The 14,214-nt window shown below is 63.2% G+C and carries 11 protein-coding genes; all 11 read right to left on the bottom strand.

Annotated elements, in window-relative coordinates:
* Window positions 1-94 precede the first annotated feature (94 nt).
* Window positions 95-793 carry a hypothetical protein gene (locus GU3_RS04535; protein ID WP_014291371.1) on the bottom strand — a complete coding sequence of 233 codons (699 nt, stop codon included), beginning with the start codon at window positions 791-793 and terminating at the stop codon, window positions 95-97.
* A 235-nt stretch (window positions 794-1,028) separates the two neighbouring features.
* Entirely contained in the window at window positions 1,029-3,755 is a 2,727-nt protein-coding gene (gene secA, locus GU3_RS04530; protein ID WP_014291370.1) for a preprotein translocase subunit SecA, read from the bottom strand.
* 341 nt (window positions 3,756-4,096) lie between these two features.
* A complete protein-coding gene (lpxC, locus tag GU3_RS04525; RefSeq protein ID WP_014291369.1) occupies window positions 4,097-5,020 on the bottom strand; it encodes a UDP-3-O-acyl-N-acetylglucosamine deacetylase in 924 nt (307 codons plus the stop codon).
* A 98-nt stretch (window positions 5,021-5,118) separates the two neighbouring features.
* Entirely contained in the window at window positions 5,119-6,258 is a 1,140-nt protein-coding gene (gene ftsZ, locus GU3_RS04520; RefSeq protein ID WP_014291368.1) for a cell division protein FtsZ, read from the bottom strand.
* Window positions 6,259-6,305: 47 nt separating this feature from the next.
* Complete coding sequence (gene ftsA, locus GU3_RS04515) at window positions 6,306-7,562, bottom strand: cell division protein FtsA (protein WP_014291367.1); 1,257 nt, start codon at window positions 7,560-7,562, stop codon at window positions 6,306-6,308.
* A complete protein-coding gene (locus GU3_RS04510) occupies window positions 7,522-8,286 on the bottom strand; it encodes a cell division protein FtsQ/DivIB (RefSeq protein ID WP_014291366.1) in 765 nt (254 codons plus the stop codon). The genes ftsA and GU3_RS04510 overlap by 41 nt, the downstream gene beginning before the upstream one ends.
* A gap of 1 nt (window position 8,287) precedes the next feature.
* Window positions 8,288-9,205 carry a D-alanine--D-alanine ligase gene (locus GU3_RS04505; protein ID WP_014291365.1) on the bottom strand — a complete coding sequence of 306 codons (918 nt, stop codon included), beginning with the start codon at window positions 9,203-9,205 and terminating at the stop codon, window positions 8,288-8,290.
* Window positions 9,205-10,662, bottom strand: coding sequence for a UDP-N-acetylmuramate--L-alanine ligase (gene murC, locus GU3_RS04500; protein ID WP_014291364.1), 1,458 nt, complete (start codon window positions 10,660-10,662; stop codon window positions 9,205-9,207). The genes GU3_RS04505 and murC overlap by 1 nt, the downstream gene beginning before the upstream one ends.
* Before the next feature lie 13 nt (window positions 10,663-10,675).
* Window positions 10,676-11,743 (bottom strand): undecaprenyldiphospho-muramoylpentapeptide beta-N-acetylglucosaminyltransferase, encoded by a 1,068-nt coding sequence (gene murG / locus GU3_RS04495; RefSeq protein ID WP_014291363.1) that lies wholly within the window; start codon window positions 11,741-11,743, stop codon window positions 10,676-10,678.
* Window positions 11,740-12,915 carry a cell division protein FtsW gene (gene ftsW / locus GU3_RS04490; RefSeq protein ID WP_014291362.1) on the bottom strand — a complete coding sequence of 392 codons (1,176 nt, stop codon included), beginning with the start codon at window positions 12,913-12,915 and terminating at the stop codon, window positions 11,740-11,742. The genes murG and ftsW overlap by 4 nt, the downstream gene beginning before the upstream one ends.
* Entirely contained in the window at window positions 12,912-14,210 is a 1,299-nt protein-coding gene (murD, locus tag GU3_RS04485) for a UDP-N-acetylmuramoyl-L-alanine--D-glutamate ligase (RefSeq protein WP_041542931.1), read from the bottom strand. Before murD ends, ftsW begins: the two co-directional genes overlap by 4 nt.
* Window positions 14,211-14,214 lie beyond the last annotated feature (4 nt).

The following is a 14,214-nucleotide window of genomic DNA, read 5'->3' as shown; positions in this document are numbered from 1 at the left end:
CAGACGGCACAGGTTATGTTTTCATTTAACAAAATGAAACAAAAAGATTCACTCGAAACCTTTTCATGAAAGTGACGCGAAGAAAAGTAGAGGGTCAGCGGGCCCCTCCATAACGGCTGCCCGGCATCACGCGACCGGAATGGGGTGTTTCCTGGCGTAGCAGCCAGCTGAGCACCAGACTGCATAACACCAGCAGCATAAAGATAATGACCATGGCGGCCATGGCGTAGCGATGTTGCTGCCGCTCCTGCTCAATGTTGCGATCCAGCCGCTCCAGCAGCAGCCCGACAAACTGGTTGACCGAGCCGGTCACTACCTCGCTGTAGCTGTCGTAGTCGGGGTTAAACACCTTTTGCCGGGCCTGATGGGAGTGGCCGGCTTCGGTCAGCCGCAGGGCCTCGTCTTCCAGCCGGGCCAGGGTCAGGGTGGCCTGACGGGCCCGCTCCAGCAGGTTCAGCTCTTCCCGGGTCAGAGCCATGCCCCGCAGCAACTGCTCGTTGGACAGGGTCTTGCCGTTCACCCGGGCATGGCGGCCCTCGGTCATGGCCAGCACATGGTGATAGAGCGATAGATCCCGTTCGGAGCCGGTATAGGCATAACTGCGGGCCCGGGCACTGAGCTGCCCCGACAGCATGCGGATCTGATTGGCCGCTTCAAAATAGTCAAACCGGGTTTGCTGCGCCCGCTCCAGATCCCGCTGGGACTGCAACAACAGCCACAAGATCAGGGCCCCCATCAGCAACAGCGCCGGCACCAGCCACAGCGTCAGCCGCAGAGCTCCTCTGTGATACATATCCGCCTCTTTTTTATCCCGTTTTATTGTTTTTTAGTCCCCTGCTCTCGGGGCGAGAAATTATGGGCCAATTCACCCCGAAGTGGAACCGGGGCCAGGTCGCCCGAGGGGATTTGGCGCGATATGCTTAAAGTGACAGTGACAGCAGAAATATCGTTCAGCCAGGCTGTGACCTGCCGGACATCACAACAAAAAGCCGCCCGAAGGCGGCATTGATAGTATCCTAGTGGCCGGCTCAACTCAGCCGGCCATGGCACTGCTTGTATTTCTTGCCCGAGCCACAGGGGCAAGGGTCATTGCGTCCCACCTTCTGGCCTTCCCGCACAAAGGGCGCCGCCTCATCCTGAGGGGCCGCGCCGCTCTCGGCCAGCGGGTTCTCGGCCTCGGCGTGGCTGTAGCTCTGGGGCAGACGCTCGGCCGCCTCGCGGCGCTTGGCCTCGGCCGCTTCCACTTCTTCCTGGCTCTGCACCCGCACCCGGCTGAGAATGCTCACCACCTCGCGCTTGAGGTTGTCCAGCATCTGGGTAAACAGCTCGTAGGACTCGCGCTTGTACTCCTGCTTGGGGTTTTTCTGGGCATAGCCACGCAGATGAATGCCCTGGCGCAGGTGATCCATGGCCGCCAGGTGTTCCTTCCACAGGTTGTCGAGGGTCTGCAGCATCACCGAGGTTTCAAACTGGCGCAGCACCTCGGCGCCGACCACGGCTTCCTTTTCCTCGTAGGTCTTGCTGGCCGCTGCCAGCACCCGCTCCAGGATTTGCTCGTCGTGCAGCTTGTCGTCCTGCTCGAGCCACTCAGCAATGGGCAGCTCCAGGGCAAAGTCGCTCTGCAGGCGCTGCTCCAGGCCAGGCACGTCCCACATTTCTTCCAGGGACTGAGGCGGAATGTATTCGTTGACCACGTCGGTGAGCACGTCTTCGCGGATCACCGTGATGGTGTCGCGAATGTCACCGGAGTCGAGCAGCTCGTTGCGTTGCTCGTACACCACCTTGCGCTGGTCGTTGGCCACGTCGTCGAATTCCAGCAGGTTTTTACGAATATCGAAGTTGCGGGTTTCCACCTTGCGCTGGGCGTTTTCGATGGCCCGGGTTACCCAGGGATGTTCGATGGCTTCGCCTTCCTGCATGCCCAGCTTCTTCATCATGCCGGTGACCCGATCCGAAGCAAAGATGCGCATCAGGGCGTCTTCCATCGACAGGTAGAACCGGCTGGAGCCCGGATCCCCCTGGCGGCCTGCCCGGCCCCGCAGCTGGTTGTCGATACGGCGGGACTCGTGGCGCTCGGTGCCGATGATGTGCAGGCCGCCGGCGGCCAGCACGGCATCGTGGCGTTGCTGCCAGTCGGCCTTGATGGCGGCAATCTGCTCCGGGGTGACGCCCTCGCCCAATGCCTCGATTTCCGACTGCCAGCTGCCGCCGAGCACGATGTCGGTACCCCGGCCGGCCATGTTGGTGGCGATGGTCACGGTACCGGCCCGGCCGGCCTGGGCGATGATCTCCGCTTCCTTCTGGTGGAACTTGGCGTTGAGCACCTGATGCTTGATGCCTTCCTTGTCGAGAATGCCGGACAGCAGTTCGGAGTTTTCAATGGAGACGGTACCCACCAGCACCGGCTGGCCCCGCTCCACGCAGTCCTTGATGTCGGCGACGATGGCCTGGTATTTCTCCGGGGCGGTCAGGTATACCAGATCCCCCATGTCCTTGCGGATCATCGGCTTGTTGGTGGGGATCACCACCGTATCGAGGCCGTAAATATGCTGGAATTCAAAGGCTTCGGTGTCGGCGGTGCCGGTCATGCCCGCCAGCTTGTCGTACAGCCGAAAATAGTTCTGGAAGGTGATCGAGGCCAGGGTCTGGTTCTCGTTCTGGATTTTCACCCCTTCCTTGGCCTCCACCGCCTGATGCAGGCCCTCGGACCAGCGCCGGCCCGGCATGGTACGGCCGGTGTGCTCGTCCACGATCACCACCTCGTCGTTCTGCACGATGTAGTCGACGTTGCGCTCAAACAGGGTGTGGGCCCGCAGGCCGGCGTTGACGTGGGACAGCAGGGTGATGTTGCCGGCGGAGAACAGGGAGTCGTTCTCGTCCAGCAGGCCCATGCGCTTGAGCTCTTCTTCCACGAAGATCTGGCCATTTTCGGTGAGCAGCGCCTGCTTGTTCTTCTCGTCCACCGTGTAGTGGCCGTCACCGGTGTATTCCTCGGTGTCTTCCTTGTCCTGCTTCACCAGTTTGGGGATCAGGGTATCGATGCGTTTATACAGCTCGGAACTGTCTTCCGCCGGGCCGGAAATAATCAGCGGCGTACGGGCTTCGTCAATCAGCACCGAGTCTACCTCGTCCACCAGGGCGTAGTTCAGGGGCCGCTGCACCCGTTGCTCGGGCGAAAAGGCCATGTTGTCGCGCAGGTAGTCGAAACCGAACTCGTTGTTGGTGCCATAGGTGATGTCGCAGGCGTAGGCGGCCTGTTTTTCCTGATGACTCATACCCGGCAGGTTGCAGCCCACGGTCAGGCCCAGAAACTCGAACAACGGCCGGTTGCCTTCCGCATCCCGGCGGGCCAGGTAATCGTTCACCGTCACCACATGCACGCCCCGGCCGGTCAGGGCATTCAGGTACACCGGCAGCGTCCCGGTCAGGGTCTTGCCCTCACCGGTTTTCATTTCGGCGATCTGGTTGTTGTTCAGCACCATACCACCGATCATCTGCACGTCGAAATGGCGCATGGCAAACACCCGCTTGGAGGCCTCGCGCACCACCGCAAAGGCCTCGGGCAAAATCTGCTCCAGGGTTTCGCCCTGCTCCAGGCGGCTACGGAATTCTACCGTCTTGCCCTGCAGCTCGGCGTCCGACAGGGCTTCGAACTTCGGCTCCATGGCATTGATTTCGTTTACTACCTTGCGCAGTCGCTTGAGGGTTCTGTCGTTGCGACTGCCAATGATTCGAGTGAAGAGTTTGGTAATCATGCTTGGCCAATTGTGATGTTGAAAAAAGTCGCCCCGCGCGCCCGCGAGGCCATAACGATAACATTGCCGGGAAAAACGGTGTGCCCCCTGCAGCCGGCCCTGCGCTCTCGGCATTTCATCATGCAAATGTAACCCGTTGGGGCAGCGAGGAAAAGGCTCTGCCGGTGAATGTGCGGATCGGAAAGTATATGGTGATGACAGCGGCCGTATTCAAGGGGGCCGGCAAACACAATCGCCGTTTGCCGCCAGTGAGCGACACCAGGGCAACAACAGGGTGGCAAGCAACCGTGAAAAACAAAAAACACGCCGGCGCGGAGAGAGGCCGGCGTGTGAGCACAGGATCAGGCGGGCTGAAAGGCGGTGTCGTAGTAACGGATGGGCGACTCGGCGCCTTCGTCACCAAAGGTGACCATTTCCCAGGCCTCGGTCTGCGCCAGCAGAGCCCGCAGCAGGGTGTTGTTCAGGGCGTGGCCGGTCTTGTAAGCGCGGAACTCGCCCAGAATGCTGTGGTTGCACATATACAGGTCGCCGATGGCGTCCAGCATTTTGTGCTTCACAAACTCGTTGGGATAGCGCAAACCGTCTTCGTTGAGCACCTTGTAGTCATCCAGCACCACGGCGTTTTCCAGGCTGCCGCCCAGCGCCAGGTTCTGGGAATGCAGGTACTCGATATCGCGCATAAAGCCAAAGGTCCGCGCCCGGCTTAGCTCCTTCACAAAGGCGGCGCCGGAAAAATCCAGCACCAGATGCTGACTCTGGCCTTCAAACACCGGGTGCTTGAAGTCGATGGTCAGATCCATCTTGAAGCCACGGTGCCAGGGCCGGAATTCCGCCCACTTGTCGCCGTCTTCCACCCGCACCGGCTGCTTGATGCGAATGAAGCGCTTGAGCGCGTTCAGCTCGCGAATGCCGCCGGACTGCAGCAGGTAGATGAAGGGATGGGAGCTGCCGTCCATCACCGGCACCTCGGGGGCATCCACCTCGATATAGAGGTTGTCGATGCCCAGCCCCGCCAGGGCGGCGGACAGGTGCTCGATGGTAGACACCCGCACGCCGTCGTCATTGACCAGGGCGGTACACAGCATGGTGTCCTTCACCAGGTCGGCGTCGGCCCGAATCTCGACCTGCGGCTCCAGATCGGTACGACGAAACACGATACCTGTGTTGGCCGGCGCAGGAACAAAGCGCAGCTGCACCTTGTGGCCGGAATGCAGGCCGATTCCGGTGGCCTGCACGGTATTCTTGAGAGTTCGTTGTCTAATCATAGGATTGTCCGTCAGTCAGATAGCCCGATTCGAACCATGTTAAAATGGCCACATATCCTAACACGTTTTTACCCAGCCACGCCAATTCGGCGCGTTTTTCAGTCTGCCTGCTTGCGCAGGAAGGCCGGAATGTCCAGGTAGTCCAGATCGGTTTTCACCTGAGCATTGTCGCCGCCCACCGCCAGCTTGCCCGGCTGCTCGTCGTGGCCGCTGTCGGCCCGGCGCAGGCCGTTGTCGTCACGGCTGTTGCCGGATTTCACCAGGGTGATGTCGGGCTTGCGCTCGGCACCGATGCCGGTGGCCACCACGGTGACGCGCAGTTCGTCGGTGATTTCCGGATCCAGTACGGTACCCACCACCACGGTGGCGTTCTCGGAGGCAAAGGCCTTGACCGCGTTGCCCACGGTTTCAAACTCTTCGATGCTCATGTCGAGGCCGGCGGTGATGTTCACCAGAATGCCCCGGGCGCCGGCCAGATCCACGTCTTCCAGCAGCGGGCTGGAGATGGCTTTCTCGGCGGCTTCCTCGGCACGGTCTTCCCCGGTGGCGTGACCGGTGCCCATCATGGCGGTGCCCATTTCCCTCATCACGGTGCGCACGTCGGCGAAGTCGACGTTGATCAGACCCGGACGGGTGATCAGCTCCGCAATGCCCTGTACCGCGCCCAGCAGCACGTTGTTGGCGGCCTTGAAGGCGTCCAGCAGGGAAATGCCCCGGCCCAGCACCTTGAGCAGCTTGTCGTTGGGAATGGTGATCAGCGAGTCGACGTGCTTGGCCAGCTCGTTGATGCCCTGCTGGGCATAGTTCATGCGCTTCTTGCCTTCAAAGGCAAAAGGCTTGGTCACCACCGCCACGGTCAGAATGCCCAGCTCCTTGGCCACCTCCGCCACCACCGGCGCGGCGCCGGTGCCGGTGCCACCACCCATGCCGGCGGCGATAAACACCATGTCGGCGCCATCGAGCAGATCGCGAATGGCGTCCTTGTCTTCCAGGGCGGCATCACGGCCCACTTCCGGATTGGCACCCGCGCCCAGGCCTTTCGTAATGGCGCTGCCGACCTGCAGGGTGTGATGGGCGCTGGCGTTGCGCAGCGCCTGGGCATCGGTGTTGATGGCCAGGAATTCCACCCCTTCGAGGTTTTCCCGCACCATGTGCTCCACGGCGTTACCGCCGCCGCCGCCCACACCGACCACTTTAATGACGGCTTCCTGCTCGTGATCATTCATCAGTTCAAACATAGGATTAACCCTCTCTCCGCTTTGGTCCCGGCAAGCTCCCGCCGGAATTAAAATTCACCACGCAGCCAGTTGCCGACCCGCTTGATCAGGCCGCCCACACTGGACTTGCTGCTGTACTCCTGTTGAGGCATGGACTGGTGCTCCTTGCCGTACTGCAACAGCCCCACGGCGGTGGAATACACCGGCGTTTCAACATAATCCGATAACCCCTTGATGCCGTCGGGCTGGCCGATGCGTACCTGGCACTGGAAGATCTGCTCGGCACATTCCACCAGGCCTTCAATCTGGGCGGCGCCGCCGGTGAGCACCAGGCCGGCGGCCAGCTGGTGCTTGACCCCGGCCTTTTTCAGCTCGGTCTGCACCCGGGCCAGCTCCTGGTTGATCATGCCGAGCAGCTCGCTGTAGCGGGGCTCGATCACTTCCGCCAGGGTCTGGCGTTGCAGGCTGCGCGCCGGGCGCCCGCCCACGCTGGGCACTTCGATGCTGTCTTCCTTGCTCACCAGCCGGCTGAAGGCACAGCCGTGGCGCACCTTGATGGCTTCCGCATCCAGCGGCGGCGTGCCAAAGGCATAGGCGATGTCACTGGTGACGGTGCTGCCCGCATAGGGGATCACCTTGGTATGGCGCAGCGCGCCCCCGGTGAACACCGCCATGTCCATGGTGCCGCCGCCGATATCCACTACGCATACACCCAGCTCCTTTTCGTCGTCGGTCAGTACCGCATAGCTGGACGCCAGGGCACTGAAAATAAGCTGGTCTACCCGCAGTCCCAGACGCTCCACGCATTTCTCGATGTTGCGCGCCATGTCGTTATGACAGGTGATGAGATGCACCTTGGCGTGCATGCGCACCCCGGACAGGCCGATGGGGTTCTTGATCCCCTCCTGAAAGTCGATGGAGTACTCCTGGGGGATCACGTGCAGCACCCGGTGCTCATCGGACAAGCGCACCGACTTGGCGGTGTGGATGACGTTGTCCATGTCTTCCTGGGTTACTTCCTCGTCCGACACCGGCACCATGCCGGTTTCGTTGCGGCATTCGATGTGCTTGCCCGACAACCCCAGGTACACGGAGGTGATCTGACAGTCGGCCATCATTTCGGCCTCGTCCACCGCCCGCTTGAGGGACTTGACCACCGACTCGAGATCGTTCACCCCGCCCTTGTCCATGCCCTTGGCGGCATGACTGCCGAGGCCAATGATGTTGAGATCGCCGTCCGGCAGCACTTCACCTACCAGGGCCGTAACCTTGGCCGTGCCGATATCAAGCCCGACGATCAGATTTCGTTCCGCGCTCTTGGTCATTCTCTTCGTCCTGCTTCCATCCCACTGCCAGTCCGGTATCGTAACGCAGGTCGAGATAAGCCACTCGCTCGCGCCCTACAATGCCCGGATAGACATTCACAAATCGTTTCAGACGGGCTTCGATGTCGTCCCGCCCCAGTATCAGCCTGACGCCGTCGTCCAGGGTCAGCTCCCAGGAAAACCGCGGCGTCAGGTGCAGCCGGCTGATGTCATAGCCCTTGGCCGCCAGCAGCGGCTGCAGCCGCCGGTATTCTTCCAGTACCCTGGCCGCTTCCTCGTCGGGCCCCGACAGGCTCACCAGTTTCAGTTGCCCCCGGTCGGCCTCAAACACCTCGCCATGGGTGTTGACCAGCGCCTGTTCGTTCCAGAACGCCGCCACCGGCTGCTCGACGATATATACCCGCAGGCTGTCGGGCCATTGCTTGCGCACCGAGGCCTGATAGACCCAGGGCAGCGCCTGCAGCTGCTGCTGAACCCGGTCCACCTCCAGGGTGAAAAAGTTGCCTACCTCGGGCAGGGCCAGCACCGACCGGCGCAGCTCGTCCCGCTCCACAAAACGGTGTTCGCCCTGAATGATCAGGCTGTTCACCGGCACCTGGTTGGCCGCCGTGGCCCACATCACCAACTGCCACAGCCCCCACAGCAGGGCGCCCAGCACCAGCAGGAAAAACACCAGGCCGGACAAAAAGCCCAGCCGGGTACGGGTGACCACGGCCTCGCTCATGTCAGTTTGCCATTCCCAGCACCTGCACCACCAGCTGGTCGAAATCCAGGCCGGCCACTCGGGCCGCCTTGGGTACCAGGCTGGTTTCGGTCATGCCCGGGACCGTGTTCACTTCCAGCAGCCACCACTGACCACCGCGATCCCGCATCAGATCGACCCGGCCCCAGCCGCTGGCGGCCACGGCATCAAAGGCGCGCAGGCACAGCTCCCCCAGTGCCCGCTCTTCCTCCTCGTCCAGACCGCAGGGGCAGAGATACTCGGTATCGCCCGACTGGTACTTGGCCGAGTAGTCGTAAAAGGTGTGCGGGGTGCGCAGACGAATGGCCGGCAGCGCCCGCTCGCCAAGAATGCTGACGGTGTATTCATCGCCGTCGATAAAACGCTCCAGCAGCACCTCGTCGTCAAAGGCAAAGGCGGCCTCGATGGCGGCGGCCAGTTCAGTGGCGTTTTCCGCCCGGGCCATGCCGATGCTGGAGCCTTCGTGAGACGGCTTGACGAACACAGGACCGCCAAAGCGCCCCATCAGCCTGTCGGCATCGGCGGGCTGGTACTGGTTACGGCGCACAATGTCAAAATCGGCGGTGGGCAGCCCCATGGCCCGCCACACCTGCTTGGTGCGGATCTTGTCCATGGCCAGGGCCGCCCCCAGCACTCGGGAGCCGGTGTAGGGAAGCCCCAGGTGCTCCAGCGCGCCCTGCAGGGTGCCGTCTTCGCCGCCCCGGCCGTGCACCACGATAAAGGCGCGGTCAAAGCCGTCTTCCTTCAGTTGCGCCAGCGGATAATCCCTGGTGTCGATGCCGTGGGCATCCACCCCGGCCCGCTGCAGCCCGGCCAGCACGGCGGCGCCGGAACGCAACGACACTTCCCGTTCGGCGGAGCGTCCGCCAAAGAGCACTGCAACCTTGCCGAATGATTCCATTACTGGCCTCCTTGCTGTTTCATCGCCTCAATGGACAGTCCGAGCCCGCCCAGCTTGCGCGCCAGGGCGCCCACATTACCGGCTCCCTGGGTCAGCACAATGTCACCGTCTTGCATCAGGTCGGCCAGCACCAGGGGCACTTCATCGGGGCTCGCCACATAAATGGGCTCCTGGCCCCGGCTGCGAATGGTGCGGCACAACGCCCGGCTGTCGGCGCCGGGAATGGGCGTTTCGCCCGCACTGTACACTTCCAGCAGGATCAGCACATCGCTTTTCGACAGTACGTCGACAAAATCCTCGTACAAATCCCGGGTGCGGGTATAGCGGTGGGGCTGGTAAATGGTCACCAGCCGGCGCTCGGGCCAGCCGGCGCGCACCGCATTCTGGGTGGCGCGCACTTCGCTGGGGTGGTGGCCGTAGTCGTCCACCAGCTTGACCCGGCCACGACCGGTGTCGAACTCGCCGTATTGCTGAAAACGCCGGCCCACGCCCTCGAACTTTTTCAGCGCCGCCAGTATGGCCGCGTCCTCGATGCCGTCCTCGCAGGCCACGGCAATGGCCGCCGCCGCGTTCTGGGCATTGTGCCGGCCCGGCAGGTTGAGCTGTACATCCAGGCAGCTGCCGTCGGGGCGGCAGACTCGAAAGGTGCTGTGATCCGCCTGCTGGTGAAAGTCCTCTACCCGGTAATCGGCTTCGGGATGAAAGCCGTAGGTCACGGACTGGCGGCCGATGCGGGGCAGCAGGCTGCGTACCACTTCATCGTCGATGCACAGCACCGCCAGACCGTAGAACGGCAGGTTGTGCAGAAAGTCGACAAAGGTACCCTCCAGCTTGCTGAAGTCGCCGCCGTAGGTATCCATGTGATCCGCTTCAATATTGGTGACGATGGACACCATGGGCTGCAGGTGCAGGAAGGAGGCATCGCTTTCGTCGGCTTCGGCGATCAGATAACGGCTGGTGCCCAGCCGGGCATTGCAGCCGGCGCTGTTGAGCAGGCCGCCAATCACAAAGGTCGGGTCCAGCTCCGCTTCACCGTAAATGCTGGCCACCAGGCTGGTGGTGGTGGTTTTGCCGTGGGTGCCGGCCACCGCCACCCCGTGACGAAAACGCATCAGCTCCGCCAGCATTTCGGCCCGGCGCACCACCGGAATGCGCAGATCCCGGGCCGCCAGCAGTTCCGGGTTGTCGGCCTGTATGGCGGTGGACACCACCACCACGCTGGCCCCGGCCACCTGCTGGGCATCGTGGCCCAGAAAAATGGTGGCGCCCATGGCCTGCAGCCGGTCGGTGACCGGGTTGTAGGCGATATCGGAGCCGGAAATGGCATAGCCCTCGTTGGCCAGCACCTCGGCAATCCCCCCCATACCGGCACCGCCGATGCCGATAAAGTGAATGCGTCTGACCCGTCTCATCTCCGGGATCATGCTTCTCAGTTTTGCCAGTTCAACCTTGGTCATGCCAGTCTCTCGTTTATTTCGCCAGGGCGCGCAGGCAGTTCGCCACCTGCGCCGCCGCATCGGTAATCGCCTGTTGCCGGGCTTTGTCGGCCATGTCCCGCAGCCGCTCACGGCTGCCGGCCAGTTGGTCCAGTTGCGCCGCCAGCACCGCCGGGGTCAGGGTGGCCTGAGGCATCAGCAGGGCGGCGCCCTCGTTCACCAATGCCTGGGCATTTTTGGTCTGATGATCGTCCACCGCATGAGGCAGCGGCACGAAAATGGCGCCAATACCCGCCGCCGCCACTTCCGACACCGTCAGCGCACCGGCCCGGCACACCACCAGATCGGCCTCGCCGTAGGCGGCGGCCATGTCGGTGATAAAGTCGCTCACCTCGGCCTGCACGCCCTGAGCCGCGTAGGCGGCACGCACCGCCTCGCTGTTGCCCTTGCCGCACTGGTGGCGTACCCGCACCGGGGCGCTCACTCGGGCCAGCGCTTCGGGCAGGGTATCGTTGAGAATTTTCGCGCCCAGGCTGCCGCCCACCACCAGCAGCCGCAGCGGCTGGGGTTCCAGGCCGATACGCTGTTCCGGTGCCGGCAGCGCCACCACCTCCGGACGCACCGGGTTGCCCACCACCTCGCCCTTGGCAAAGGCGCCGGGAAAGGCCATCAGCACGCGGCTGGCAATGCGCGCCAGCAGCCGGTTGGTCAGGCCGGCGGCGGCATTCTGCTCGTGCAGCACCAGCGGAATGCCCGCCAGTTTTGCCGCCACCCCGCCCGGGCCGGCGGCAAAACCGCCCATGCCCAGCACTACATCCGGTTGAGTCTGTTTCAGTATGTGGCGGGCCTGACGCACCGCATTGGCGACTTTAAAGGGGGCCGCCAGCAGCCGCTTGAGGCCATTGCCACGCACGCCGGCAATGCTGATGGTATGCAGCGGGTAGCCGTGGCTGGGCACCAGCCGGGCTTCCATCCGCTCGGCGGTGCCCAGCCAGTGAATGGTCCAGCCTTCCTGCCGCAGCAGATCCGCCACCGCCAGCCCGGGGAACACATGGCCGCCGGTGCCGCCGGCCATCACCAGCAAAGTTTTGTTGTCGCTCATAGTGCCTCCCGCTGTCTGGCCTGCATATGATCCCGGCGCCATTCAAAATCGATGCGCACCAGAATGGCCACGGCGGCGCTCATGACCAGCAAGCTGGAGCCACCGTAGCTCACCAGGGGCAGGGTCAGGCCCTTGGTGGGCAGCATGCCCGAGGCCGCGCCCACGTTGACCACGGTCTGAAAGCTGAACCAGATGCCGATGCCCACGGCCAGATAGCCTTCGTACTGGCGGCCGCCGTTCAGTACCTTCTGACCGATGCGCAGCGCCTTGAACGCCAGCCAGCACTGCAGCAACAGCACCATCAGCACACCAGTAAAGCCCAGCTCCTCGCCGAGAATGGCGAAGACAAAGTCGGTGTGCGCCTCGGGCAGGTATTCCAGTTTCTGAATCGAGTTGCCGAGCCCTTCGCCAAACCAGCCGCCCCGGCCAAAGGCCATCAGCGACTGGGTCAGCTGGTAACCGCTGCCAAAGGGATCGTCCCAGGGATTGAGAAAGGAAGTCACCCGCTTCACCCGGTAGGGAGCCATGGCGATCAGGCCCGCCACCAGGGCCATGCCCAGCATGACCAGGCTGATAAACTGGCCCATGCGGGCGCCGGCGATAAACAGCATGCCCAGGGTGGTGACAAACAGCACCACCACCGAGCCCAGATCCGGCTGCATCAGCAGCAGGAACGACAGCATGCCCATCACCGCCAGGGGCTTGAGAAAGCCCTTCCAGTGACCGCGCACCTCATCCTGCTTGCGCACCAGAAAACCGGCGAGGAAAGTGAACAGCGCCAGCTTGGCAATTTCCGCCGGTTGTACGTTGAACAGCCCCAACGCCAGCCAGCGCTTACTGCCGTTAATTTCGCGTCCGGCCACCAGCACCAGGACCAGCATCAGCAGCGCCAGGATCAGAAAGCCGGCGTTGCACTGCTGCCAGCGGGCCATCGGCACCTGCAATACCAATGCACTGAGAAACAGGCAAATCAGCAGAAAGCTGCCGTGACGCTTGACGAAATAAAAGGCATCGTCGCCCACCGCAATGCCCTCGGCGATGGAGGCGGACGACACCATCACCAGACCGATGGCCATCAGCGCCAGCGACAAAATCACCAGCTGGCGGTCATAGATATGGCCCTGGGACGGGCGCAGCAGCCAGTCGGCGCTAAAGGCGGGCAGCAGTTTCACAATGCCTCCACCAGGGCGGTGAAATGATCACCCCGGGCCAGGTAATTGGGGTACATGTCGAGGCTGGCGCAGGCCGGGGCCAGCAGCACCCAGTCACCAGGGGTGGCCTGTGTCGCGCACCAGGCCACCGCTTCGGCCATGCCGGCCACGGCATGAGTATTGGAGCCAAGCCGCAGCAGTTGTTCCTGGTCTTCTCCCAGGCAGGCCATGCCGGCAATGCGGCTGTTGAGCAGCGGCACCAGCGGGGAAAAATCCTGTCCCTTGCCCTGGCCGCCGGCAATCAGCCACAGCCGGCCGGACAGACCGTCGGCGATGCCGTCGATGGCCGCCAGGGTGGCGCCCACATTGGTGGCCTTGGAGTCGTTGATCCAGCGCACCCCCTGTTTCTCGGCCACAAACTGGCAACGATGGGCCAGACCGGCAAAGCGGCGCAGCACAGCAAGCTGGGCGGCACGGGGAATCCCGGCCTCGTCCGCCAGCGCCATGGCGGCCAGGGCATTGAGCTGGTTATGAGCACCGACGATGCGCAGCTCGCGTACCGGCAGTACCGGCTCGCCGTGCACCGCCAGCCAACGCTCGCCGCCCTGCTCGACCCGGCCATAATCCTGTTCGTTCAGGCCAAAGCTCACCGCCCGGCAACCGGCGGGCGGCCGGGTGTCAGCGTCTTCCCGGTTGTACACGCACAGCCCGGCGCCCTGATAGATGCCGAGCTTGGTGTCCCGGTAGTGGGCCAGGGAGTCGTAGCGATCCAGGTGGTCTTCACTGATGTTGAGCACGGTGGCGGCCAGGGCCCGCAAGCCGGGCGTGGTTTCCAGCTGAAAACTGGACAGCTCCAGCACCGCCAGCGCCAGGGAGCGTTCCAGCAGCTCCAGCGCCGGGGTACCGATGTTGCCGCCTACCCCCACCGCCAGTCCCGCTTCGGCGGCCATCTCGCCCACCAGGGTGGTGACGGTGCTCTTGCCGTTGGAGCCGGTAATGGCGATCACCGGGGCCGTACACTCCCGCAGAAACAGCTCGACGTCGCCGATGATCTCCACCCCGGCCTCGGCGGCACGGCGCAGCTCCGGCGTGGCCAGGGGCACCCCGGGGCTGGCGATAATCAGCTCGGCACCACAGAGCACCTCGGCGTTCAGGCCACCGAAATAACACTCCAGCCCTGCGGGCAACTGTTCGGCCCCCGGCGGCTGGGCACGGGTGTCCATCACCAGCGGGCGGATGCCCCGGGTCAGGCAGTGGCGCACACAGGACAGTCCCGTCTGCCCCAGTCCGATAATCACAGTGCGCGCAGGGATCATGGCG

Source organism: Oceanimonas sp. GK1 (assembly GCF_000243075.1).
Classification (GTDB): domain Bacteria; phylum Pseudomonadota; class Gammaproteobacteria; order Enterobacterales; family Aeromonadaceae; genus Oceanimonas.
This window is presented reverse-complemented; position numbering and strand designations above follow the sequence as displayed.